At 37.7% G+C, this 23,457-nt stretch carries 23 protein-coding genes and 1 CRISPR repeat array; of the genes, 10 read left to right on the forward strand and 13 right to left on the reverse strand.

Going from position 1 to position 23,457, the window contains the following annotated elements; all coding sequences use genetic code 11:
- The first annotated feature begins 37 nt into the window (after positions 1 to 37).
- From guaB to A9G07_RS02765, 3 genes are all read left to right on the forward strand, one after another.
- Positions 38 to 1,501, forward strand: coding sequence for an IMP dehydrogenase (gene guaB / locus A9G07_RS02755; RefSeq protein WP_065733929.1), 1,464 nt, complete (start codon positions 38 to 40; stop codon positions 1,499 to 1,501).
- A gap of 246 nt (positions 1,502 to 1,747) precedes the next feature.
- A CRISPR array of direct repeats spans positions 1,748 to 2,256; the repeat unit is 28 nt; unit sequence AGTTTATGCCGTGTAGGCAGTTTAGAAA.
- Positions 2,257 to 2,898: 642 nt separating this feature from the next.
- Positions 2,899 to 4,248 (forward strand): hypothetical protein, encoded by a 1,350-nt coding sequence (locus tag A9G07_RS02760; protein WP_141677459.1) that lies wholly within the window; start codon positions 2,899 to 2,901, stop codon positions 4,246 to 4,248.
- Between the two features lie 771 nt (positions 4,249 to 5,019).
- Positions 5,020 to 6,333 (forward strand): hypothetical protein, encoded by a 1,314-nt coding sequence (locus A9G07_RS02765; RefSeq protein ID WP_065733931.1) that lies wholly within the window; start codon positions 5,020 to 5,022, stop codon positions 6,331 to 6,333.
- Between the two features lie 489 nt (positions 6,334 to 6,822).
- Here the strand turns inward: A9G07_RS02765 and pgm are convergent, their stop codons facing one another.
- The 3 genes from pgm to A9G07_RS02780 are packed head-to-tail and all read right to left on the reverse strand — an operon-like array spanning position 6,823 to position 9,225.
- Positions 6,823 to 8,454: a phosphoglucomutase (alpha-D-glucose-1,6-bisphosphate-dependent) gene (pgm, locus tag A9G07_RS02770; protein WP_065733932.1), complete on the reverse strand. Its 1,632-nt coding sequence runs from the start codon at positions 8,452 to 8,454 to the stop codon at positions 6,823 to 6,825.
- Between the two features lie 57 nt (positions 8,455 to 8,511).
- Positions 8,512 to 9,024, reverse strand: a complete 513-nt coding sequence (locus tag A9G07_RS02775) for a hypothetical protein (RefSeq protein ID WP_065733933.1) — start codon at positions 9,022 to 9,024, stop codon at positions 8,512 to 8,514.
- A gap of 21 nt (positions 9,025 to 9,045) precedes the next feature.
- Positions 9,046 to 9,225, reverse strand: a complete 180-nt coding sequence (locus tag A9G07_RS02780) for a hypothetical protein (RefSeq protein ID WP_065733934.1) — start codon at positions 9,223 to 9,225, stop codon at positions 9,046 to 9,048.
- 163 nt (positions 9,226 to 9,388) lie between these two features.
- Here A9G07_RS02780 and A9G07_RS02785 point away from each other — a divergent pair, with 163 nt between their 5' ends.
- Both A9G07_RS02785 and gloA read left to right on the forward strand, forming a co-directional pair.
- The gene (locus A9G07_RS02785) at positions 9,389 to 9,883 is read left to right on the forward strand and encodes a glycine zipper 2TM domain-containing protein (RefSeq protein ID WP_065733935.1); all 495 of its coding nucleotides are present in this window, start codon (positions 9,389 to 9,391) and stop codon (positions 9,881 to 9,883) included.
- A 222-nt stretch (positions 9,884 to 10,105) separates the two neighbouring features.
- The gene (gene gloA, locus A9G07_RS02790) at positions 10,106 to 10,513 is read left to right on the forward strand and encodes a lactoylglutathione lyase (protein WP_065733936.1); all 408 of its coding nucleotides are present in this window, start codon (positions 10,106 to 10,108) and stop codon (positions 10,511 to 10,513) included.
- A 44-nt stretch (positions 10,514 to 10,557) separates the two neighbouring features.
- Here the strand turns inward: gloA and gmk are convergent, their stop codons facing one another.
- A complete protein-coding gene (gmk, locus tag A9G07_RS02795) occupies positions 10,558 to 11,187 on the reverse strand; it encodes a guanylate kinase (protein ID WP_065733937.1) in 630 nt (209 codons plus the stop codon).
- A 163-nt stretch (positions 11,188 to 11,350) separates the two neighbouring features.
- Between gmk and A9G07_RS02800 the strand changes: the two genes are divergently transcribed.
- Together A9G07_RS02800 and A9G07_RS02805 are read left to right on the forward strand one after the other, a co-directional pair.
- Positions 11,351 to 12,046 carry an AzlC family ABC transporter permease gene (locus A9G07_RS02800; RefSeq protein WP_065733938.1) on the forward strand — a complete coding sequence of 232 codons (696 nt, stop codon included), beginning with the start codon at positions 11,351 to 11,353 and terminating at the stop codon, positions 12,044 to 12,046.
- Positions 12,043 to 12,366, forward strand: coding sequence for an AzlD domain-containing protein (locus A9G07_RS02805; RefSeq protein WP_065733939.1), 324 nt, complete (start codon positions 12,043 to 12,045; stop codon positions 12,364 to 12,366). Before A9G07_RS02800 ends, A9G07_RS02805 begins: the two co-directional genes overlap by 4 nt.
- Positions 12,367 to 12,406: 40 nt before the next feature.
- Here A9G07_RS02805 and A9G07_RS02810 read toward each other — a convergent pair whose 3' ends face one another.
- From A9G07_RS02810 to A9G07_RS02845, 8 genes are all read right to left on the reverse strand, one after another.
- A complete protein-coding gene (locus A9G07_RS02810; RefSeq protein WP_065562662.1) occupies positions 12,407 to 13,300 on the reverse strand; it encodes a heme biosynthesis HemY N-terminal domain-containing protein in 894 nt (297 codons plus the stop codon).
- Positions 13,301 to 13,310: 10 nt separating this feature from the next.
- Entirely contained in the window at positions 13,311 to 14,666 is a 1,356-nt protein-coding gene (locus tag A9G07_RS02815) for a uroporphyrinogen-III C-methyltransferase (RefSeq protein ID WP_065733940.1), read from the reverse strand.
- A gap of 8 nt (positions 14,667 to 14,674) precedes the next feature.
- Entirely contained in the window at positions 14,675 to 15,415 is a 741-nt protein-coding gene (locus A9G07_RS02820; RefSeq protein ID WP_065733941.1) for a uroporphyrinogen-III synthase, read from the reverse strand.
- The gene (gene hemC, locus A9G07_RS02825) at positions 15,415 to 16,344 is read right to left on the reverse strand and encodes a hydroxymethylbilane synthase (protein WP_065562659.1); all 930 of its coding nucleotides are present in this window, start codon (positions 16,342 to 16,344) and stop codon (positions 15,415 to 15,417) included. Before hemC ends, A9G07_RS02820 begins: the two co-directional genes overlap by 1 nt.
- 112 nt (positions 16,345 to 16,456) lie before the next feature.
- The gene (gene purB / locus A9G07_RS02830) at positions 16,457 to 17,824 is read right to left on the reverse strand and encodes an adenylosuccinate lyase (RefSeq protein ID WP_065733942.1); all 1,368 of its coding nucleotides are present in this window, start codon (positions 17,822 to 17,824) and stop codon (positions 16,457 to 16,459) included.
- A 28-nt stretch (positions 17,825 to 17,852) separates the two neighbouring features.
- On the reverse strand, positions 17,853 to 18,503 hold the full coding sequence (hflD, locus tag A9G07_RS02835; protein WP_065733943.1) for a high frequency lysogenization protein HflD: 651 nt from the start codon (positions 18,501 to 18,503) through the stop codon (positions 17,853 to 17,855).
- 1 nt (position 18,504) lies between these two features.
- On the reverse strand, positions 18,505 to 19,623 hold the full coding sequence (mnmA, locus tag A9G07_RS02840; protein ID WP_065733944.1) for a tRNA 2-thiouridine(34) synthase MnmA: 1,119 nt from the start codon (positions 19,621 to 19,623) through the stop codon (positions 18,505 to 18,507).
- A 212-nt stretch (positions 19,624 to 19,835) separates the two neighbouring features.
- Complete coding sequence (locus tag A9G07_RS02845; protein ID WP_065733945.1) at positions 19,836 to 20,522, reverse strand: LexA family transcriptional regulator; 687 nt, start codon at positions 20,520 to 20,522, stop codon at positions 19,836 to 19,838.
- Positions 20,523 to 20,677: 155 nt separating this feature from the next.
- On the opposite strand from A9G07_RS02845, the gene A9G07_RS02850 reads away from it, so the two are divergent.
- On the forward strand, positions 20,678 to 20,905 hold the full coding sequence (locus A9G07_RS02850) for a helix-turn-helix domain-containing protein (RefSeq protein WP_065562654.1): 228 nt from the start codon (positions 20,678 to 20,680) through the stop codon (positions 20,903 to 20,905).
- A gap of 64 nt (positions 20,906 to 20,969) precedes the next feature.
- Here the strand turns inward: A9G07_RS02850 and tpiA are convergent, their stop codons facing one another.
- A complete protein-coding gene (tpiA, locus tag A9G07_RS02855) occupies positions 20,970 to 21,734 on the reverse strand; it encodes a triose-phosphate isomerase (protein WP_065733946.1) in 765 nt (254 codons plus the stop codon).
- A 100-nt stretch (positions 21,735 to 21,834) separates the two neighbouring features.
- Here tpiA and zapB point away from each other — a divergent pair, with 100 nt between their 5' ends.
- Both zapB and A9G07_RS02865 read left to right on the forward strand, forming a co-directional pair.
- Positions 21,835 to 22,080, forward strand: a complete 246-nt coding sequence (gene zapB, locus A9G07_RS02860) for a cell division protein ZapB (RefSeq protein ID WP_065562652.1) — start codon at positions 21,835 to 21,837, stop codon at positions 22,078 to 22,080.
- Positions 22,081 to 22,155: 75 nt separating this feature from the next.
- Positions 22,156 to 23,457 (forward strand): DUF2868 domain-containing protein, encoded by a 1,302-nt coding sequence (locus A9G07_RS02865; protein WP_065733947.1) that lies wholly within the window; start codon positions 22,156 to 22,158, stop codon positions 23,455 to 23,457.

The raw sequence follows: 23,457 nt of genomic DNA on the forward strand, positions 1-23,457 counted from the left end.
ATTTTATCAACAATCCAACTCAATGGTGAATATTGTCATGTCTCGTATAGTTAAAGAAGCCCTCACGTTCGATGATGTTTTATTAGTTCCAGCCCATTCAACTGTTTTACCTAATACTGCTGATATTACAACTCAACTAACGCAAACCATCAAATTAAACATTCCAATGCTATCTGCTGCCATGGATACGGTAACCGAAGCTGAACTGGCTATTGCCCTTGCTCAAGAAGGTGGCATTGGTTTTATCCATAAAAATATGCCAATTGAAGTTCAAGCTGAGCATGTAAAGCGTGTTAAAAAACATGAAAGCGGAATTGTTCAAGATCCCGTAACAGTACTACCAACAGCAACTATTCAACAAGTAATCGATCTTGCTAAAGAATATGGTTTTGCAGGGTTTCCGGTTGTGACAGAATCACAAGAGTTAGTCGGTATTATCACTGCTCGAGATGTTCGATTTGCAACTGACTTATCACTATCTGTAACTGCGGTAATGACACCTAAAGAGCGCTTAGTCACCGTTAAAGAGGGCGAATCTCGAGAAAGTGTACTGCAAAAAATGCATGAACATCGTGTTGAAAAGGTTTTAGTGGTTGATGATAGATTCCACTTAAAAGGCATGATAACCGTTAAAGATTACAATAAAGCAGAACAAAAACCTAATGCATGTAAAGACGAAAAAGGTCGCTTACGTGTCGGCGCAGCAGTGGGTGCGGGTGCGGGTAACGAAGAGCGTATTGCTGCTTTGGTTGAAGCCGGCGTTGATGTTTTACTTATCGACTCATCACATGGCCATTCAGAAGGGGTACTTGAACGCATTCGCCAAGCAAGACAAGCCTATCCAAATTTACAAATTATAGGTGGCAACGTTGCTACGGGTGAAGGCGCAAAAGCGCTAATTGATGCAGGCGTGAGTGCGGTAAAAGTGGGTATTGGACCGGGTTCAATTTGTACCACGCGTATCGTCACTGGGGTAGGGGTACCGCAAATTAGTGCCATTATGGACGCTGTTGAAGTAGCTAAACAACACAATATTCCAGTTATTGCTGATGGTGGAATTCGTTTTTCAGGTGATATTGCTAAAGCTATTGCCGCTGGTGCATCTTGCGTTATGGTTGGTTCAATGTTTGCCGGAACTGAAGAAGCACCTGGCGAAATCGAACTATTCCAAGGCCGTGCTTATAAATCTTATCGCGGTATGGGTTCACTCGGTGCGATGGCAAAAGGATCATCGGATCGCTACTTCCAATCAGATAATGCTGCCGATAAGCTAGTGCCAGAAGGTATTGAAGGCCGAATTGCTTACAAAGGTTTATTAAAAGAAATCATCCACCAACAAATGGGTGGATTACGCTCATGTATGGGGCTAACGGGTTGTGGAACTATCGATGAGTTACGCACAAAATCGAAGTTCTACCGCATTACTGGCGCAGGTATGAAAGAGAGTCATGTTCATGACGTTCTAATCACTAAAGAGCCACCTAATTATCGAGCGGGTTAATCAATAAATATAAATAAAAAAAGGATTCAGTGTAATCCTTTTTTTATGAATAAAATTTGCTTTAAAAAAAGTTGAGGAGCGGGGTTTTCTAAGCCTCAAAAAATATTATTTTTATAACCCTTTTTTAATCAAAAAATAAAATAATTAAAAATCATTATTTTAAAAAGATAATAAAAAAAAGGGTTTTTAAAACGCCAAATGCCCTTTGCCTTTTTACAAACAACGATTATAGTATGTCTTGTTCTAAGTTTATGCCGTGTAGGCAGTTTAGAAAAAATTTGGATGATGAAATAAAACAAAATGTTAAGTTTATGCCGTGTAGGCAGTTTAGAAAGGTGACGTATCGAATAGCAAACCAAATCGCAGAGTTTATGCCGTGTAGGCAGTTTAGAAAGATGGCTCATATCCCGCGGTCGCCAACGGGGTAGTTTATGCCGTGTAGGCAGTTTAGAAATTTGCTTATGGATTCACTCGCTACAAAAAAGCAGTTTATGCCGTGTAGGCAGTTTAGAAAAAATGGGTATTTTGAATACAATGATAATTTGTGGTTTATGCCGTGTAGGCAGTTTAGAAATGATAAAATTGCTAAAGAACATAATTGTAACAGGTTTATGCCGTGTAGGCAGTTTAGAAATCAAAAACAACGCATCAACGCAAAACGGAAACCGGTTTATGCCGTGTAGGCAGTTTAGAAAGTACAGTTATTGACAGAACTCCGAGGTGCGCAGGTTTATGCCGTGTAGGCAGTTAATAAAATATAATTTTCGAATCAATTAACATCAGTCAGTTTATTCAGTGCAGATAATATCCCGTTTCTTAAAAAGTTGAGGAGCGGGGTTTTTGAGGTTTTAAATTTCACTTAAAAAGTTTTAAATGATCAAACTTACTAAATTTCTAATTCTAAGCCCTAAAATAAAATTTCCGATGATCTTTAATCATATTTTCAAAGATTTGTAATGATAATATATCCAATTAAAACAATAGCCAATCAATTATAATCTAGATCCTTTTTAGATCCTATTTACAAAAGTTAACGTAATTGAGTGAAAAAAAGTGTTGCATCGTGTTTTTCCAATCACTATACTTTTTACACGGTTTTAGCTACGAGGCTAAAATTTGACAGAAAAGTATAAAATTGTAAATAAATCAAAAAATTACTTGACAGGGTAGTCTAAAATGCATTATAATTTTCAACAGGCAACAGGCAACAGGCAACCTGGCCAACCTATGTTTTAAATTCGCCTAAGTCCAACACCCAACTTAAATTTTTCACTGACACTTATTTTTCCACGCAATCAAGTGAAATTCTGCGAATTTTCGCGCGATCGCTTCCGCGATCCTTTTTCGGATCCAGTTTTCGATCCTTTCCCAAATTATCCCGGCAGATTGTTTTTTTCGTGGTCTTTTTCCTTCCTTTTTCGGGTCACGCATTGACATCACAGACAACAGCAAATCAGATACAGGGTACTCCGCCTTATCTGACTTTCGACGGTGGTCGTACACGTGCGGTTGATGCTAACGGTCTGCTTGGGATTACACTATCTAACGGAGCTAATTACACGCCTTCTAACAATTCATCATCTACAACCCCAATCTCCTTGCCGGTTGAGGGTCAGAGTTTTGCTGATATTCGTATGTTCGTTCCTACTGATACTACTTCAGTCGCTTTGAGTTCTCTTATTGGTCCTCCTAATAATTATTGGGGTGATGATGATGGTGATGCTGACGTTACTGCTACAGGTTCTTTAAGTTTATCTATCGTCGATAAAAGTGGTCAAACGGTATCACGTAGTACCGTGCCAGAGATTTGTAAGGCACCTTATAAGGTTAAGTTATCCAGTACTGACGGTACATTATCGACTCGTTACGGATTTCCTAATCGTAGTACTTTCAGTGCCCGTAGTGAGACTTATTACGTCAATCCTAAGGCTGTGCCGGTGGTTTGTTTCGCCAGACCTAATTTAAGGAATGGTAAGCCTAATGAGAATGGTTGGGGTGTGGATTTCCAAGGCCCTGCTTCAATGTGGGACCCTGCTAATGGTTTTATTCCTCAGTCAACTGGCCCATCCTCTTACGGTAGAAACTTTCCTACAACTGGTGCTAATGGGCTGTACTTTGATTTACTCATTAGTGGTGTAAGTCAGCCATTGTCTTGGTCTCCAGTTTCTCTGGGTGGTATCACAGTCACAATGTCTAATCCTACTGCTACAAGCGTTGGTGTCACTTTAACTGGTCCTTACGCTACTCCATCCCAGCATAGTTTAGACAATCCTATTCCTATTTCTAAACCTACTTTGCCTCAGACCTTCGAGTTGGTCGGTCGTGATAGTAATGGTGCTCCAGTCGTCAAATATGGTTTTACTTTGAAGCAGTGGTTCGTGAACACTGGTTCTGTGAAGAAAACTTATCCTCAAGCCTTATCTTGGTGTAGTCGTATTGGTTATCGTCTTGTTAAGGTAAAGGATTTAACCAACGCATCTTGTCGTGGTCAAAATTCAGGCACTTGGTGTCAGGGTTCAGTCGGCGCCCCCCCTTCCTCGCCTAATAATTATTACATTCGTCATATAGGTTCTGGTTTTTTCTCTGAGTGGGGTCGTATGTATGATTATTCAGGCGTTGGCTTCTACGACACTTTTTACTGGACTAGTGACCCGCATGGTAGTTACCAGTTTTTCGTGCACGCAGACAACGGTCACGTGCTTTGGGACTACGACTACTACAGCTCCGGCCTTTGCGCCTATCCTTAGTTTTTATTTCTTCGTCCTTAATCCTTAGGGCGGGGGCGGGGGTGATAAAAAATAGTATTAGGTGATTAAAAGTAAGCTGACTCAAGGAGTCAACGTCGTTTAGCCATAAAAAGCGATTTTGGGGCTAAGCGACGTTTGAATTACCCGCCTCGGTGGGTTTATTTTTGAGGCGATTTTATCGCAAAAAAAGTTGAGGAGCGGGGTTTTTGAGGTTTTAAATGATCCAAATCACTAAATTTCTAATTCAAAGCCCTAAAATAAAATTTTCAAGGATCAATCTCTCTAATTTTAAAGATTTGTAATTGCAATATATTTTATTAAAACAATAGTTAATAGGTTATAATTTAGATCCTTTTTAGATCCTATTTACAAAAGCTAACGTAAATGAGCGAAAAAAAGTGTTGCATCGTGTTTTTCCAATCACTATACTTTTTACACGGTTTTAGCTACAAGGCTAAAATTTGATAGAAAAGTATAAAATTGTAAATTAATCAAAAAATTACTTGACAGGGTAGTCCAAAATGCATTATAATTTTCAACAGGCAACAGGCAACCTGGCCAACCTATCTTTTAAATTCGTCTAAGTCCAACACCCAGTTTAAATTTTTCACTGAAACTTATTTTTCCACGCAATCAAGTGAAATTCTGCGAATTTTCGCGCGATCGCTTCCGCGATCCTCTTCTCGATTCTTTTTCCGATCGTTTTCCGGATCCTGTTTCAGATCAGGTTTTCGATCCTTTTCCCAATTATCCCGGCAGATTGTTTTTTTCGTGGCTTTTTTTCTTCCTTTTTCGGGTCACGCATTGACATCACAGACAACTAGGAATGCGATACAGGGTACTCCGCCTTATCTGACTTTCGACGGTGGTCGTACACGTGCGGTTGATACTAACGGTCTGCTTGGGATTACTTTATCTGACGGAACTAGGTACACGCCTTCTACCAATTTATCATCTACAACCCCAATCTCCTTGCCCGTTGAGGGTCAGAGTTTTGCTGATATTCGTATGTTCGTTCCTACTGATACTACTTCAGTCGCTTTGAGTACTCTTATCGGTCCTCCTAATAATTATTGGGGTGATGATGATGGAGATTCTGGCGTTACTGCTACAGGTTCTTTAAGTTTATCTATCGTCGATAAATACAATCGGCCTGTATCACGTGATACAGTGTTAACGACATGTACTGATTCTGCACCTTATGAGGTTACGTTATCTAGTACTGACGGTACATTATCTACACGTTATGGTTTTCCTAATCGTAGTACTTTCCGTGAAAGTAGCGTGACTTATTACGTCAATCCTAAGGTTGGGCCTGTGGTTTGTTTTGCTCGACCTAGTTTTAATTACGGTACAGGTTATTTTGCTGGCCCAGCTTCAATGTGGGACCTTCGTAATGGTTTTATCCCTCAGTCAACTGACCCGTCACTTTACGGTAGAAACTTTCCTACAACTGGCGCTAATGGGTTGTACTTTGATTTACTCATTAGTGGTGTCAGTCAGCCATTGTTTTGGTCTCCGGTATCTCATGGTGGTATTACTGCTACCATGACAAATTTACCATTTAATACAGGGGTACGTGTTACTTTAACAGGTCCTGCTGCTACTCAATCCCAGAAGGATTCATCCAGTCCTGGTCTTATTTCCAGACCTACTTTGCCTCAGACCTTCGAGTTGGTCGGTCGTGATAGTAATGGTGCTCCAGTCGTCAAATATGGTTTTACTTTGAAGCAGTGGTTCGTGAACCGTGGTTCTGTGTATAAAGATTATTCTAATACATTATCTTGGTGTAATAGTCTTGGTTATCGAATGCCTCGCGTAAAGGATTTAACAAATACAAAAGAATATAATTTAGGCGCCACCCCTTCCTCGTCTGGTAATTATTACATGCGTCATATAGGTTCAGGTTTTTTCACTGAGTGGGGTAATATGCCTGATTATTCAGGCGTTGGCTTCGTCACCCAGTGGTACTGGACTAGTGACCCTTCTTATGGTAGTAGCCAGTATGTCCTGAGCACTGACGACGGTTACGTGTATAGGATCTACACCTCCGACGGCTCCTACGGACTTTGCTCCCATCCTTAGTTTTTATTTCTTCGTCCTTAATCCTTAGGGCGGGGGTGATAAAAAATAGTATTAGGTGATTAAAAGCAAGCTGACTCAAGGAGTCAACGTCGTTTAGCCATAAAAAGCGATTTTGTGGCTAAGCGACGTTTGAATTACCCGCTTAGGTGGGTTTATTTTTTAGGTATTTTATCGCAAAAAAAGTTGAGGAGTGGGGTTTTTGGGTTCTAAATTCTACTTTGCAATGTTGTCTTAAATAAATAATTCTGCTTTAAACTGTAGCGCTTTTTAGTAGCTGTTTTTTTGCATCAAAAAAAGTTGAGGAACGGGGTTTTTGGGGTTTTAAATTCTGCTTTGCAATGTTATCTCAAATAAATAATTCCGCTTTAAACTATGGCGTTTTTTACTAGATGTTTTTCCATCAAAAAAATTGAGGAGCGGGGTTTTTGGGGCTAATAAATAATTATATTTAGCCTTATTACCCCGTTTATCTGTTAACTTATCAGCTTTTTATTTTATTGCTTTTGCCACTATTTGTTGAGCTTCTTGCTGTAAGGTGGCAAGGTGTTCGTTGCTGATAAAGCTTTCGGCATAGATTTTATATGCGTCTTCCGTTCCCGATGGGCGAGCTGCAAACCAGCCGTTTTCGGTGATCACTTTCAATCCACCAATTGGCGCATTATTTGCTGGCGCGGTGGTGAGGCATTGGGTTATTTCTTCACCGGCTAGCTTGTCTGTGGTTAATTGGCTTGCATCAAGTTTGGCCAGTTTTTGTTTTTCAGCAAATGTAGCCGAAGCTTGAATGCGTCCATAGTATGAGACACCAAATTTGTCTTCAAGCTCTTGATATTGTTCTTGTGGGTTTTTGCCAATTTTGGCCGTCATTTCTGCAGCAAGCAGACATAAGATGATGCCATCTTTATCAGTTGTCCAGACTTTGCCGTTGGTTCTTAAAAATGATCCGCCTGCGCTTTCTTCACCAGCAAATCCGAGTTTGCCGTGATAGAGTCCATCAGCATACCATTTAAAACCAACCGGATATTCAAGGTATTTTTTGTTTAAGCTGTTAGCTACGCGGTCGATCATTGAGCTAGTTACGAGTGTTTTACCGATTGCGATATCTTTGTGCCATTGTGGGCGGTTTTGGAATAGGTAGTTTACACAGGTTGATAAGTAGGCATTTGGGTTCATTAGTCCTTTTGGGGTGACGATACCGTGGCGGTCAGCATCGGTGTCGTTGCCAAAGGCCAGATCGAATTTGTCTTTTAGATTTAGTAATCCTGCCATTGCCCAACGGCTTGAGCAATCCATGCGGATAATTTCATCATGGTCAAGATGCATAAAGCTAAATGTTGGGTCGATTTTGTTGTTAACGATTTCAAGGTTTAGGCCATATTTTTCAGCAATGCGTGGCCAATAGGTAATACAGGCGCCACCCAGCGGGTCAACCCCAATTTTGAGTGATGATGATTTGATAAGCGATAGATCGACGATGTTTTGTAGGTCATTAACATAATCGGTTTCATATTCTTTAGTATGCAGGTAGTCAGATTTTATCGCTTTTTCGATCGTGACGCGTTTGACACCATTTAGGTTGGCTTTGAGTAGTTCGTTAGCGCGATTTTCGATCTGTTTGGTGATGTCAGTATCAGCAGGCCCGCCGTTAGTTGGGTTGTATTTGATTCCGCCATCTTCAGGTGGGTTGTGTGATGGCGTGATAACGATGCCGTCAGCTAATTGTGATTGTTTATTGTAAGTTAAGATGGCGTGCGATATTACCGGCGTTGGTGTGTAACCCCAGTTTTGAGCGATGACTACGGTTTGTTCGTTAGCAATAAAGACTTCTAATACGGATTTTAGCGCAAGTTCGGATAAGGCGTGGGAATCTTGGCCAATAAAGCAAGGACCAGTGATGTTGTTAGCTTTGCGGTATTCCGCCACCGCTTGTGCAATGGCTAGAATATGAGCTTCGTTAAAGGTGCCTTTGTTTGAGCTACCACGGTGACCCGATGTACCAAAGATGACCAGTTGGCTGATATTGTCTGTATCTGGTTTGATTTGGTAGTAATTGTTTTTTAATGTTTCGACATTTATTAGGTCTGTCGGTTGCGCTAACAATCCCGCACGACTTGGCTTATCCATTTTTTACTCCTCTTTCACAATTCGTTTTATTCACTTTTGTGTTCATTGAGTGAATTTTTATTTACTTGATGGTGAGAATGCATGAGTCACTTGGTTTATCATGCTTTCTGATATTCCCATGTCGCTCATAATCGATTCTATAATGAGTATTTTACGAGCAGTATTGGTGTTGCTAATGACCCAATATGGGGTTCCAATGATTTCTCGTGGTTTGGTGTTTTTACCTGAGGTTTCGAGTGCTGTTGGGTCTTTTGCTAGGTATTGACGCTTTCTACCATGGAGTGAGGTCGCTGCAATGGAGAATAGTGCAGAGTTGTAGTTGTATAGCGCGTTTAATACCATTAAAAATCGACTGATGGTGGATCTTTCTTTAGTAAATCTTTCACTTTTAATCAGGTTTTCAATAACTGAATAATTGTTTTCAATGAGTTCTGATGGGGCAATTTCGATTGCTGACAATTGGTTAAACTTTAATAATCGTCTTAAAATACTTGAGGCATCTTCACCGATATATTTAGTTTGGCCTGCGATAAAGTTATAAAGTTCTTCGTCGATTTCGATAGTTTTCATGCTGTTATTTTGCCTATAAAATTATTTTACTGGACATCCATCAGCTGCGATGGCGTCAAGATTTAAATTCGGTTTGTCATTCATACAATCAAGCTTAGATTGATGAGTGACGGTTTCATTTTTCGTCGTTGCTTTTTGATTTTCATCATGACAGGCAGTTATCATAACTGATAATATTAAAGGAAAAAATAACCGTTTCATGTACTTATTGTATGGTAGATTAACTATTGAGCTGAGTATAACCTAAGTTGATTATAAATTGTATTATCAAATGATAAAATTGTGAAAATGATGTTGTCGTTTTTGCAAAAGAATATTATGCTATTAGAGGTATAAAATTTTATACTCAATATATGAGGAATAAATTATGAAAAAAATCGTCACATTAACTATACTAGCAGCAATTTTATCTGGGTGCAGTAATAGTGATATTTATTCTGGCGATGTTTATACAACCGATCAAGCGAAACAAGTTCAACAAGTAAGTTATGGTACAGTTGTTGCTGTAAGAGCGGTTAAGATTCAAGCTAACTCTGATGGCAAAAATGGTGGCAATGTTGCGGGTCCTTTAGGCGGCGCAGTCATCGGAGGAGTATTAGGTAATACAATTGGTAATGGTACTGGGCGAATTTTAGCTGCAGCTACCGGTGCTGTAGGTGGTGCAATTTTAGGTGATGCTATTGAAAACAAAGCAAGCCAAGCTGCAGCGGTTGAATTAGAAATCAAACAAGATAAAGGTTCAACGATTGTTATTGTTCAAAAAGGTGATGCTAAGCAGTTTTATCCTGGTCAAAAAGTGAAACTGATCTCTAACGGTAAACGTATTAGTGCAGCACCAAAATATAATTCAAGATATTAAAGGTTCCTTTTCAAATCTTACTGATTTGTTCGCCTTCACTTATTGTATGATTCGTGAAGGCATTTTTTTTCTTCTCTTTCTTCCATTTTTTCCTTTTTTCCCATTTTACCTATTTTTAAATTCTCTTAATTGATTATTTTGTCAGCATAAAAATTTGCTTGGTTTGGTGCAAATAGATAAACTCAAGTTAGATGTTTAATTGTAATAAGGAACAGTACTGCAATGCGTATTTTACATACTATGATCCGCGTCGGTGATCTAAAACGTTCAATTGATTTTTATACTCGTATAATGGGAATGAAGTTGCTTAGAACAAGTGAGAATCCTGAATATCAATACTCTCTTGCTTTTGTTGGTTATAGTGATGAGTCTGACAGTTCGGTGATTGAATTGACCTATAATTGGGGAACGGATAAATATGATCATGGTACGGCGTTTGGTCATATTGCTATCGGGGTTGATGATGTGGCTAAGATGTGCGAAGACGTTCGTCAAGCGGGTGGTCGTGTGACTCGTGAGGCGGGGCCGGTTAAAGGTGGTAAGACGATTATTGCTTTTGTTGAAGATCCAGATGGTTATAAGCTGGAGTTAATTCAAAATAGCCAAGCGTCTGAAGCGTTAGGTAATTAATACGTTATATCGCCGATTTTTCGGCGATATTTTTTTCAAATCGATTAGTATTTTGGTGCAAGCAGGTCATCAATAAGATGTTGGTGTGTGATGGTTTGTTTTGCTTGCTCAAGACTCGCTGTTGTCATAATGGCATTAAGTGCTGTTAATGATTCATCAAAATCATCATTTATTATGATGTAGTCATATTCGTTATAATGCGATATTTCAGATTGGGCTTTGTGCATTCTTTTGCTGATGATATTCGCGTCGTCTTGACCGCGTTTAATCAGTCGATTTTCAAGCTCTTTTAGTGATGGCGGTAAAATGAAGATGCTTTTTGATTCAGGCATTTGCTGTCTTACTTGCTGTGCACCTTGCCAATCGATATCAAGAAAGACATTTATTCCTTGCTGCAATGATTGTTCGATTTCAGCTTTGGATGTGCCATAGTAGTGGTCAAAGACGTGAGCATATTCAACAAAGGCATTTTGTTTTATAAGTGATTCAAATTTTTGATTGTCTACAAAATAGTAGTGTTCACCTTGTTTTTCGCCCGGTCTTGGGTTTCTGGTTGTATGAGAGATTGATACTTTAGCCGGATGGTGATTAGTTTGCGCTAAATAGGCGCGGATCAGGCTTGATTTGCCTGCACCACTTGGTGCTGAAATGATAAATAAAGTGCCTGTATACATAAATAATTTTACCGTAATACAATTAATGATTTTAATATCGTGTTGTTAAGCGCTATTATACCAAAATTTGATTATAGAATGTGGCTTATTATTTTAGGTCGATTTAATTATCTGCAATCTACTCTTCATATTTATCTAAGATGGCAGTTGGAAGGAAAGAAAGATGTCATTAACATTTAAAGATGGTGTGCGCGCCTGTATTCCCACTTTATTGGGTTATATTGGAATTGGTATTGCTGCCGGTGTAGTGGGTAAAGCCTCTAATTTGTCAGTGTTAGAAGTTACATTGATGGCTATTATTATTTATGCAGGTGCATCACAATTTATTATTACGGGTTTAATGATTGTCGCGACCCCGATTTCGGCTGTGATATTTACTGTTTTTTTGGTTAATTCACGCCATTTTTTGATGAGTATGGCTACTGCGCCTGCTTTTCGGCGTTTTTCGCTTTTAAATAATATTGGGATTGGTAGCTTATTAACCGATGAGAGTTTCGCGGTTGCGATGAATGCTATTGCCAATAAAACGCCGATCAATCCACCTTGGATGCATGGGCTGAATGTTACTGCTTATTTGGCGTGGATTTTGTCCTGTTTAGTCGGTGCATTGATTGGCGAGTGGTTGCCAAATCCTGCTCAGTTTGGTTTAGATTATGCATTAGTTGCGATGTTTATTGGTTTATTATATTTGCAGTTAACTGGAGATAAAACCAAAACCATTAGAAATCTGATTATTGCAATGTTAACTGTAACTGTGGTGCTGGTTTTTTTATTGCGATTTGTATCGTCAGAAATGGCAATATTATTTAGTACTTTTGCTGGCTGCTTTATAGGTATTATTGTGGAGCGTAAGGCATGAGTTTATATAGTTTTTTGATTATTTTGGGTAGTGGCGTGGTGACTTGGTTACCGCGAGTTATACCATTTTTATTAGTTAGAAAATTGCAATTACCTGAAATCGTGATTCGTTTTTTATCTTATGTTCCTATCTGTATTTTAACTGCGTTATTTGTGCAAAATTTGTTTATTGTTAAGCAAGGTGAGTTTCCTACTTTTAATTTGGAATATTGTTTAGCCGCTGTGCCAACTATTGTCGTGGCGATATTGACACGAAATCTGATGTGGGTGGTGATTACGGGTATGAGTTGTATGGCTTTGATTCGGTATTTTATTCTCTAGCGATAAATAAAAAGCAGGGCGATTGCCCTGTTTTTTTATGTCAACATTGTTCTTTTTGCTCTAATCGCATGATGTTTCTTTTTAGTCTTTCAGCTTCGGCCGTTTGACCTAATTGAGTTAGGTAGTTTGCCATTGCTTTTTGATTGGCAAGATTGTTAATGATAGATTTTGGTTGTTTTTTCCACCATTTTATTAAAGCTAAAGGATCAATATCCGTAGATAACTGTTTTATACGACCAATATAAGCTGCTTGTTTGAACTGATCGAGTTGCGAATCAGGGTAAGCTTTGGTTTTGTATAAGATTGGTAACAGTTCTATCACCGCTTGATAATCTTGTGATTCGTAATATAGCTGGTCTGCTAATTTTAAGAGCTCAATGTTACGCGGTTTTTCGTTTAGCAGTTTTTCGATTGTGATTTTGGCTGAGCTATATTCGTGATTTTTGATTTGTAACCGAATTTGTACAAGCTGAAAAGCAAATAATTCATTTGGTTGGCAACTTTTAGCTGCTTGCTCTAAAGATTGATTAGCGGCAATAAGTTGATCATCATCAATTTGTGCTTGAGCAGCAAGTAAATAAGATAGTGTCGAACTTTTTGCTCCTTTGGCACTTTTCATAAATAGTTTTGCTGCTTGTCGGTAATCACCTTCTAATAAATAAAATTGCGCTTGTTCAATACGTTTAATTGATTTTTTTGGCGATCGTAATCTAAACCAATTACCTAATTTGGTATTGAAGATTTTAGAGAATAATTTATAGATTAGGTATAGGCAGAGCAAGCCAATGATTTGCAATATCATAAATGAGTTAAATGACATGCTGATACGATATTTGGCAACTTCGAATACCGCAGAACCTTGGTGGCCTTCAAACAATGGCCCAAGGAAAAATCCACCAACTAATACTAGGAATATAATGAGTATTTTGAACATTATTATTCTCCTATTTACCTAATATCGATTTAACGCGGGTTTGCATTAATTTTTCAAGTTCAGTAATGCTGTCGAGTTTATCAGGTATATTTTGGTTACTGATTGGTTGGTTTTGTAAGTTTTCAAGCTCATCTATGAATGCTTTTACGCCTGGGGCATTACCATCAAAATATGCATTGACCCAAATTGCTGTATCATTGAGCGCTTGTTGATAAATGAGTTCTTGATGTCTTGGTACTGCTTGAGCAGCAATTAATAGACGGAAACGGATATTTTCGCGCAGGTAAAGTGATTGTTCTGCACTAAGTGGTGTTTTTAGGATCTGGCATTTAACAATTTGCTTTTCGTCACTTCCAGCTTTGTCTAGGCACTCAGAAAAATGGTTATCTTTTACATCTAATTTTTCAATTTTGATGAATTTATCCATAAATGTTGAAGCATTAGCAAGTAAATTATCTGACCAATCATCTGTTGAATGGGTGACATTATCTGCTGAAGTATTGGCGTTGTTAGCAAGAGTATCGTCATATTGATTCATGCCCAGATCGATATCTTTATAGTTTCCAACTAATGGTAATTCTGTTATTGATTCAGTTAAACCAAGTAATTTTAGGATTATGCCATCAGCGTCAACAAAAGTGACTTGAGATAGTGAGTTAATATCTTTGGTGATGGCTTGTCGAGCAGGGAGTAAGCTTGGATCATTTGTTTTCGCTAAGCTTTCATCTGCACTTTTGAGTAATAAACGGGCGCTGGTGTAGTCTTGATCGCTCCAGATTTTTCTACCGGCTAAATGCACTAGGTAGTTTGCTTGCGAGATGAGCCAAACGTTGTTATCCAGAGTCGATACGGCTGCTAAACGTTCGTTAAGGCTATTTAGATTTTGCTCGTTTAATTTATTAGTATCATTAACTTGTTCAGTAAGTTGCTGTTGAGCTTTTTGGTTGTCGCTTAATTGACGGTCAACGCGTTGTGTTAATAATGAAAACTGTTGGTTTTGTTTATTGATGGCATCATCAATATTACTTTGAAGATCTTTAATTATACTTGCTTTGGTATTTTGTTTTAAATTGGCAATTTCAGTTTGTAGCGTTGAGATTTCATGTGTTTGGTTTTGGAGCTGTCTATAACCTTGAAAATAGATCAATCCACCTAAGCAAACTGTTAATCCGATGGCGAGTATTGAGAGTTTTGATACTGGCGCTTTTAGCGTATTGACTGATGGCTCAGGTTGAGGACTAGAAGGTTTTGGCTCTTTTTTATTTATATTCATCATATTATTCGCTTCTGTCTTTTTTATTTGGCTAAATGAAGTGGTGCTGATGTTTGATAGTGTTGCATTGGCACCATAATATCTAGATGGCATAAATTACCTCATTTAGATTTTTGAGAAATATTTTCCGCATTATGACATAGAGTTATCATTGTTTTAAATAAAAATTCATTATTTGCGCTAACAATTTGTAAAACGTTATGCCAATTTAGTTGCTTGGCTTTTTCGAATATCCGTGGGCTAGTTACCACCAATTGTGCTTCATATTTATGTTTATTTTGGCAATATGTGTCGAGTTGGAGTAGGTGATCGACACTTGTTACGAGTAGGATTTGTTGAGCAATATCATCAGTTAGTATGTTGGCTGGATATTGAATTGGTTGACGAAAATAACATTGTATTGAGGTCACGTTTGCTTTTTGTTGCAACTCTTGAGAGAGAAATTGCCGTCCATTGTTTCCACACAAAATTAAAACGGAACGGCCTTGCAAGTCAGTCAATAGTGGTAATAATCCCTCACTATGTTCTTCATTTGGATAATCAACGTGAACGTCAGCTTGTTGACTAAACAATAGAGCTGACTTTTTGCCAATGGCAAAATAGCGTAGATGTTTAGGAAAGCTTAGATTAGGTTGATGTTCTTTTATCATATAGCTGACTTGTGGCGATACCACAATTACGATATCTGATGGCGCAAGTTGGTTGAGCTGTTGTTGAAGGCTATTTAGTCCGTGACCTGCTAAGATTTTGAATAATGGGAGATGGGTTGCCGGAATATTTGCTTGATTTAATTGCTGGGTTAGCTTATCCCCTTCGGGGGAAGGGCGAGTAATATAAATCATCAATCAATTATTTCCGCTAAAATTTTATCAGCTCCTTTGGCTAACAATTCTGATGCCAGTTGTTGACCTAAGGTTTCAGGCTCGGTTGCTGATTTGGTTAGCGTCGCTTTAATGATTTTGCTCCCATCAATACTACCAACTAACCCGGTTAAAGTTAATAAATCATTCGTTAATTGACTATAGCAGGCGATTGGCACTTGGCAACCACCTTGTAAGGCTTGATTCATTGCTCTTTCTGCTTGGATACAAATTCGGCTGTTTTTATCGTCTAGAGGTGCAAGTAATTTAAGAATCGTGTCATCATTTGATCGGGTTTCAATGCCAACCGCACCTTGCCCAACCGCCGGTAAGATTAAATCTGTTGTTATATATTGTTTGATTCGTTCTTGTAATCCTAATCGCTTTAAACCGACAGCAGCGAGGATGATTGCATCGTATTGTTGATCGTCTAATTTTGCTAGACGAGAGCCTACATTTCCACGTAAATCTTTTATGATGAGATGTGGATATTTTGCTCGCAATTGACATTGGCGTCTTAGACTTGAGGTGCCTACAATGGCGCCTTGCGGTAAATCGTCCAAGCTTTGATATTGGTTTGATATGAGTGCATCACGTACGTCATCGCGTTGGCAGATGGTTGATAGGGTTAGTCCCTCCGGGAATTGGGCGGGAATATCTTTTATTGAGTGAACAGCAATATCAGCTTCGTTGTTTAATATGGCTTGCTCTAGTTGCTTTACAAATAATCCTTTTCCACCAATTTTTGACAGTGGACTATCTAAAAGCACATCTCCTTTGGTTACCATAGGAAGCAGTTCCACAGTCAGATCGCTATGGATAGCTGTCAGTTGTTCTTTTACATAGTTAGCCTGCCAAAGTGCTAAGGGGCTTTTACGTGTGGCGATGCGAATTTTCAATGGTGTTTCCATTCCTTTCAAATCTTTGTTTATCTTTTCTTTAACTCTTGAGTCGATTTGCCTAAAGTCTTGAGTGCTTTAGGCATGAAGACATTTTTATTTTTTTACGGTTTAAATGTGACGCTTAAAGTTCATCGACAAAACTAATTGCATAACCAATATAATTTGCCGGAGTTAATTGTTTTAATCGTGCTTTTTCATGTTCAGGTAAAGCTAACGAGTCAATGAATTGTTGCATTCCTTGTGCATCAACACGTTTACCGCGAGTGAGTTCTTTTAATTTTTCGTATGGTTTTTCGATACCATAACGGCGCATTACGGTTTGAATTGGTTCGGCTAGCACTTCCCAATTACGGTTAAGCTCTTCAAGTAGATATTCTTGATTGACTTCAAGCTTGTTTAAGCCTTTTAGGGTCGATTGATAAGCGATGATCGCATAACCAATACCTACACCAAGGTTACGTAATACTGTTGAGTCAGTTAAATCTCGTTGCCAACGAGAAATAGGTAGTTTGCTACCCAAGTGACTCATAATAGCGTTAGCTATACCTAAGTTACCTTCAGAGTTTTCAAAATCAATTGGGTTCACTTTGTGTGGCATGGTGGAAGAGCCGATCTCACCAGCGATGGTTTTTTGTTTGAAATGATTTAGTGCAATATAACCCCAAACATCACGATCAAAGTCGATCATGATGGTATTGAAACGCGCTACACAATCAAAATATTCGGCAATATAATCATGTGGTTCAATTTGCGTGGTGTATGGATTCCATTGTAATCCCAATGATGTGACAAATTCTTCACTAAATTTGTGCCAATTGATTTGTGGGTAAGCCACCATGTGTGCATTATAATTACCTGTCGCACCATTGATTTTACCTAGTATTTCAATTGACTGTAGTTGTTTAAGTTGTCTTTTTAAACGGTAGGCTACATTAGCAAACTCTTTACCAATGGTAGATGGTGTAGCGGGTTGTCCGTGCGTTCTTGATAGCAATGGAAGGTCACGATAAGCTTTAGCTTGAGCGGTGATAATATCAATCAATTTATTCCAATAAGGAACGATTACTGTATCTCGCGCTGTTTTTAGCATTAATGCGTAAGATAGATTGTTAATATCTTCTGAGGTACAGGCAAAGTGGATAAATTCGTTAATAGCTTGTAGCTCTTCGTTACTGTTTACTTTCTCTTTTAGGAAATATTCAACCGCTTTAACATCATGGTTTGTGGTTTTTTCGATGGTTTTAATGCGTAATGCATCTTGTTCATCAAAGTTTTCTACAATTTGGTTAAGGTGTTTAGTGGCAAGCTCACTTAAAGCTGGAACCTCCAGAATATCTGCTTGGCTAGCTAATTTTTGTAGCCAACGTACTTCAACTTGAACGCGATATTTTAATAAACCATATTCACTAAAAATTGTGCGTAATTCTGTTGTTTTGTCACCATAACGACCATCAATTGGTGATAGGGCGGTTAGAGCAGATAATTCCATCGGTTTTACTCCGTTGCTATTTTTTAATTTAATAACTTTGTTGATTAATTTCTTTTAATAACTCTTGCGCTGCATTAGCTATTCGTTTGCGACTTAATAGGAATTGGAAGCGACTTCCTCCAACTTGATACCATAAAATGGCAGAGCGAACACAACTCAATAGTGAAGATCTGACTTTGGCTTGAACTAATGAATTTTGTAGATATTCAGCTTTACCTACCACTTTGATTTTTGTTGCTAACGGGCTGATGATATCAGAATAGATTCCAGCTAATGAATAAGAGAGATCGTCAATATGATTGTCGATTGTTTCATTATTCATTTCAGGATACAAGCCTGATATTCGTTGTAAACGTTGATCTATTTTATCTAACGCTTCATTATTTTTTAATAATTTGCTGGTAATACTTAAGGTACCAAAAAGGTAACGAATCAGTTCAACATGTTGTTTTTGGTTAGAGGAGAGTAGGGTAATCAGTGTTTCTAACCCTGTTTTGATATTGTTTATACCATCATAAACATCATCAGTGGTTTTTGGTGATGTGTTGAATATGCTTTTTATCGATACTTGATAAATTGTCGTATTACAAACCCCAGTATTAGCAAGCTGGGGGATAAGTGTTGCGCTTTGTGTCGCGCCGGCAAGAGCTATTGCAATATGATGGTATTTATTGTTCACTTTAATGCTCCTTACTGCTTATAATTCGTTCCTCGATAATTCCACCGCCAAGGCAAACTTCATTTTGATAAAACACTGCTGATTGTCCTGGTGTGACAGATGCAACAGGTTTGTCAAACATGACTTCAATTTTATCTTCACCTAGTGGTGTAACACAACAAGAGATATCTTGTTGACGATAGCGCGTTTTAACTGTGCAATGAAATGGTTGGGTAACAATTTTACGATCAACCCAGTGCAGTTGTTGGGCAATTAAACCATTTGAAAATAGTGCTGGATGGTCATGCCCTTGAGCAACAATTAATTCGTTATTTTTAATATCTTTATCAACTACGTACCATGGAGTGTCGTCGGCTTGTTTTAGACCACCAATGCCAAGCCCTTTGCGTTGACCTAATGTGTGGTACATTAATCCTTGGTGTTGACCAATAACTTCACCATTTACGGTTCGAATAACGCCTGATTGTGCAGGTAAATAACGCGCTAAGAAGTCACTGAATTTTCGTTCTCCAATAAAACAGATACCTGTTGAGTCTTTTTTGGCTGCGGTTGCTAAGCCAAGTTGCTCTGCTATCTTTCTTACTTGTGGTTTTTCAAGTTCGCCAACAGGAAATAAACTTTGACGAATTTGGTCTTCACTAAGCGTATATAAAAAATAACTCTGATCTTTGTTGTTGTCGATTCCACGGAGTAATTCAACCTTGTCACCATTTTCGCGTTTACGGACATAATGACCTGTTGCAATATAATCGGCATTTAAATCTTCTGCTGCATATTCGAGAAATGCTTTAAATTTGATCTCTTTGTTACATAAAATATCTGGATTCGGCGTTCGGCCTGCTTTGTATTCAGATAAAAAATGTTCAAAGACATTGTCCCAATATTCTGCAGCAAAGTTGATGGTATGGAGTTTGATATTTAATTTGTCACAGACTGCTTGTGCATCAGCGAGGTCGATAGCTGCAGAGCAATATTCTTCTGTGTCATCTTCTTCCCAATTTTTCATAAATAGACCAACAACATCATAGCCTTGTTGTTGTAATAAATAAGCAGAAACGGAAGAATCTACGCCGCCAGACATGCCGACAACGACTTTTTTTCGAGTGTTTACATTTGGCATAATAACTAAATTAATGGGCAAAAATTTTGTGGTGATTTTAGCATAATTAAGGCTAAATGTATAAGGTTATGCTGTATGGAATGTGATTAGATTGCTTAATTTTGTTAATGACATTTTTATGTTGTTCGCAGAAAAAAATGCAATATCAAGTGATAAAAAACTCCATTGATTTGCATCAATGGAGTAAAAATAAAAAAAGCACAATGGCAATATTAATTGAGATTTTTCAATAAATAGATTACATGACCAATTATTTTAAAATCTTTTTGCTCATTTTTAGCTTTCGTAATAGTCGGGTATTTTGGGTTGTCTGAAATCAATAACAGATTTGAACCTTGATTTTGAATTCGTTTGATAGTAATTTGATCATCATATTGTACAGTATAAAGGAAACCATCAACTGGTTTATTATTTGCTGTATTAATAATGACTATATCATGGTTGGATATAGTTGGTTCCATACAATCACCTTTAGCCCAAACCGCAGCAAGATCATCTGCTTCACAACCTTGATGTTTAGTTAAGGTGAGATCAAATGGGATCGTATCTAAAATTGTGAATGCGTTAATAGTTTCGTTCTTATTAAGAAACGGAACATTCACTGTACCTCGGCTTAGCGTTTCAGGTAGTAAGCGACATTCACCTTTACCTGTTGCTAACCATTCAATTGATACATCGCATTTATCTGCGATAGTAGCTAATCGACTGAGTGATGGATAGGTTTTTCCACTTAAGTAATCACGGATTACCGCTTCGGACATACCAACACTTCTGGCAAATGCATTGCCTGAACGACCTTCTAATAGGAGCGTTAATCGGTTTTTAAAAGTTTCAACACAAGTATCGTTAAAAGTTCGTGTTTTTTCTTTGGTTTTAGGTTTTTTTTCTTTCGTTTCCATTATATTTTATTCCATTTGTGGCTGTTTTTTTGTTTTTATTGTTTTAATTCGTTTTTTTATGTGCTATTCTTTGCCGGTAACTTTTTATCGATCTAGAATCGTAACACCGATAATCTTTACAATAGCAAAAAATTTAACCAATAGAGGATCTCATAATGAGAGAACAAGATCAAGACTGGACACCATCAAGAGTTGTAGGTGAAATTAAAATTCGAGGCGGAAATTTAAGGGCGCTTTCACGATCAAGTGGTTTACAGGCTGATACTTTACGTAATGCTTTATATCGTCATTGTCCTAAATATGAACGTATTATCTCTGAATATTTGCAAGTGCCTGTTGAGAAAATTTGGCCATCTAGGTATGAAAATAAGGTTAAAAAATAAGTTACAAAATTTAATTTAGTTAAAAAGAAGACGCCTTTTATAGGCGTCTTTTTTATTTTAATGCTTATTTTTTAGCTTGTTCTGCTGCTCTAACAATCGCTGCAAAAGCATCAGCTTTTAATGAAGCTCCACCAACTAATGCACCATCAATATCTGGTTGAGTGAATAGTTCTGCTGCATTTTTGTCATTTACAGAACCACCGTATTGAATGATAACTTGTTTAGCGACAGCGGCATCTTGTTTTGCAATGTGGTCACGAATAAATTTATGTACTGCTTGCGCTTGAGCTGGAGTTGCAGATTTTCCAGTCCCAATTGCCCAAACTGGTTCATAAGCAATTACTGCACCATTAAATGCTTGAACACCTAATGCATTAATTACTGCATCAATTTGTCGAGCACATACTGCTTGAGTTTGACCGGCTTCGTTTTCAGCTTCTGTTTCACCAATACATAGTACAGGAACAAGTCCAGCTTCTTTTAATACGCCGAATTTTTGAGCGATAAATTCATCTGATTCTTTATGATAAGTACGACGTTCAGAGTGACCAATGATCACGTGAGTCACACCGATTTCTTTTAACATAGTGGCTGAGACTTCACCAGTATAAGCACCTGAAAGATGAACACCAACATCTTGTGCGCCTAAAAGAATAGTTGAGCCACCTAATTGATGTTTAACGAAATCTAAGTACACAGTCGGTGGTGCAATTGCAATATCGCAGTTTGCTTCAGTTGATAGCTCAGCTCTTAGTCCTGCAACTAAGTCTTTAGCCATTTCGATACTTCCATTGAGTTTCCAGTTACCCATTACGAGTGGTTTTCGCATAATTTTCTCCAACTTAAGATTTAAAATGGTGTTGATTTCAGAATGAATTCGTTATAATACTCCTTATTATACACCAAATAAATTGAGCTTGAGGAAAAATATGTCATTAGAAATATTGAATCAATTAGAAACTAAAATTCAAAACACTGTAAACACTATTAATACCTTGAAAGAAGAGATTTCGAGATTAAAGCAAGGCAATCATGAACTTGAACAATTAATTAATGATAGTTCAGATGAGATGAAAGCATTACGTGACGAAAATGAGAAGTTAAAACAAGATCAACAAGTTTGGCAACAACGTATTCAAACCCTTTTAAGCAAAATTGGTGAAATAACCCAGTAAATGATTCAATTTTTTTAACGCGACTTAGGTCGCGTTTCTTTTATGACGACTAATTAATGTGAAGATGATATTTAAATGCGCGAACAGCTAAAATCTTTGTGGCTTACTCAAACCATCCATTTAATAGAATCCGAATCAGGTCGATTTGCTGATCAAGATATTAATCGACAAGTTAAAGCTATGCCAACCTCTTTGGTTAACCGTATCATTACCCGCGCAACAATACTGTCTAAACAAAATGGTTTATATTCTGCGCAAAAGGTTATTTTACGTTCTATTAAAATTTCTTTCTGTTTATTACTGTTAATTTCGATTTTTTTAGGTGGTTCATTAACATTTAGCGCTTTGAGTCAAAATCCAATCAATTTGTATTGGGCGCTATTGTGCTTATTAGGTGTTCATTTTATTACGCTCATTATTTGGATTGGTTCATTTTTTTTCTTTTCTCGCTTTGGTGGTAGTTTATTAATCCATTGTTGGTTATGGATAGCCCAAAAGCTTTATCAAAAAAAGACCGTGCAACAGCTTGTACCGGCTTTTATCACTTTATTTGGTTCTTCAATCCGTTGGTTGCTTGGTTTTGTTCTGAATCTTTTTTGGGTCGTTATTTTATGTAGTGCTTTATTCGTTTTATTGATGCTATTTTCAACTCAGCACTACAGTTTTGAGTGGAAAACTACTTTATTAAGTTCTGATACCATTATTAAGTTAACGCATTATTTAGGTTATGTTCCATCTTTGTTTGGTTTTCCGATTCCAAATGATGATGTGATTAAGCTTAGTGAACACGCTTTAAGTGAGGGTGACATTCGTTCTTCTTGGGCAATTTGGCTATTAGGTGTTTTTATCTGTTATGGATTAGCCGTTCGATTTCTATTAATGACGTTTTGTGGCATCGCTTGGATTGTGAGTAGCCGAAAAATTAAATTAAATTTGGATGATCCTGACTTTCAAATCCTATCCCAACAATTACAGCCACTTTTAACCCAAATGGTGGATGAAGATAAGTTAGGCGAACCTAAATGGCAACTACCAATCTCACAGATTGAAGAAGGAAGTGGTGTCTATTTAGTGGCTGTGGATGTAGATGAGAGTTGGAATCCACCGCATGACGGGCATTTTTACGGATTTTTAAATACTCGTGAGCAGCGAAATGCAATATTAGATCTTTTGCAATTAAAACCCGCGTATAAAGTGTTAATTGCAATCGATACTGATCGAGCACCAGATCGCGGGGTATTAAATTTTGTTCAACAATTAATGAATAAATCACAGCAAAGTCGAATATGGTTTATTAATCATGGTAAACAATTACATAATTGGCAATCGTTATCTTTACCGTTAGCTAATCCTAGCTGGTTAGATCAGGATAATTAA

The organism is Gilliamella sp. wkB72, from assembly GCF_001693745.1.
Taxonomy (GTDB): domain Bacteria; phylum Pseudomonadota; class Gammaproteobacteria; order Enterobacterales; family Orbaceae; genus Gilliamella; species Gilliamella apicola_E.

Bases quoted from the DNA above. Each gene is read 5' to 3' on its own strand.
- guaB (WP_065733929.1), top strand. From the start codon at position 38: ATGTCTCGTATAGTTAAAGAAGCCCTCACGTTCGATGATGTTTTATTA.
- pgm (WP_065733932.1), bottom strand. From the start codon at position 8,454: ATGGATAAGCCAAGTCGTGCGGGATTGTTAGCGCAACCGACAGACCTA.
- A9G07_RS02775 (WP_065733933.1), bottom strand. From the start codon at position 9,024: ATGAAAACTATCGAAATCGACGAAGAACTTTATAACTTTATCGCAGGC.
- A9G07_RS02780 (WP_065733934.1), bottom strand. From the start codon at position 9,225: ATGAAACGGTTATTTTTTCCTTTAATATTATCAGTTATGATAACTGCC.
- gloA (WP_065733936.1), top strand. From the start codon at position 10,106: ATGCGTATTTTACATACTATGATCCGCGTCGGTGATCTAAAACGTTCA.
- gmk (WP_065733937.1), bottom strand. From the start codon at position 11,187: ATGTATACAGGCACTTTATTTATCATTTCAGCACCAAGTGGTGCAGGC.
- A9G07_RS02800 (WP_065733938.1), top strand. From the start codon at position 11,351: ATGTCATTAACATTTAAAGATGGTGTGCGCGCCTGTATTCCCACTTTA.
- A9G07_RS02805 (WP_065733939.1), top strand. From the start codon at position 12,043: ATGAGTTTATATAGTTTTTTGATTATTTTGGGTAGTGGCGTGGTGACT.
- A9G07_RS02810 (WP_065562662.1), bottom strand. From the start codon at position 13,300: ATGTTCAAAATACTCATTATATTCCTAGTATTAGTTGGTGGATTTTTC.
- A9G07_RS02815 (WP_065733940.1), bottom strand. From the start codon at position 14,666: ATGCCATCTAGATATTATGGTGCCAATGCAACACTATCAAACATCAGC.
- A9G07_RS02820 (WP_065733941.1), bottom strand. From the start codon at position 15,415: ATGATTTATATTACTCGCCCTTCCCCCGAAGGGGATAAGCTAACCCAG.
- hemC (WP_065562659.1), bottom strand. From the start codon at position 16,344: ATGGAAACACCATTGAAAATTCGCATCGCCACACGTAAAAGCCCCTTA.
- purB (WP_065733942.1), bottom strand. From the start codon at position 17,824: ATGGAATTATCTGCTCTAACCGCCCTATCACCAATTGATGGTCGTTAT.
- mnmA (WP_065733944.1), bottom strand. From the start codon at position 19,623: ATGCCAAATGTAAACACTCGAAAAAAAGTCGTTGTCGGCATGTCTGGC.
- A9G07_RS02845 (WP_065733945.1), bottom strand. From the start codon at position 20,522: ATGGAAACGAAAGAAAAAAAACCTAAAACCAAAGAAAAAACACGAACT.
- A9G07_RS02850 (WP_065562654.1), top strand. From the start codon at position 20,678: ATGAGAGAACAAGATCAAGACTGGACACCATCAAGAGTTGTAGGTGAA.
- tpiA (WP_065733946.1), bottom strand. From the start codon at position 21,734: ATGCGAAAACCACTCGTAATGGGTAACTGGAAACTCAATGGAAGTATC.
- zapB (WP_065562652.1), top strand. From the start codon at position 21,835: ATGTCATTAGAAATATTGAATCAATTAGAAACTAAAATTCAAAACACT.
- A9G07_RS02865 (WP_065733947.1), top strand. From the start codon at position 22,156: ATGCGCGAACAGCTAAAATCTTTGTGGCTTACTCAAACCATCCATTTA.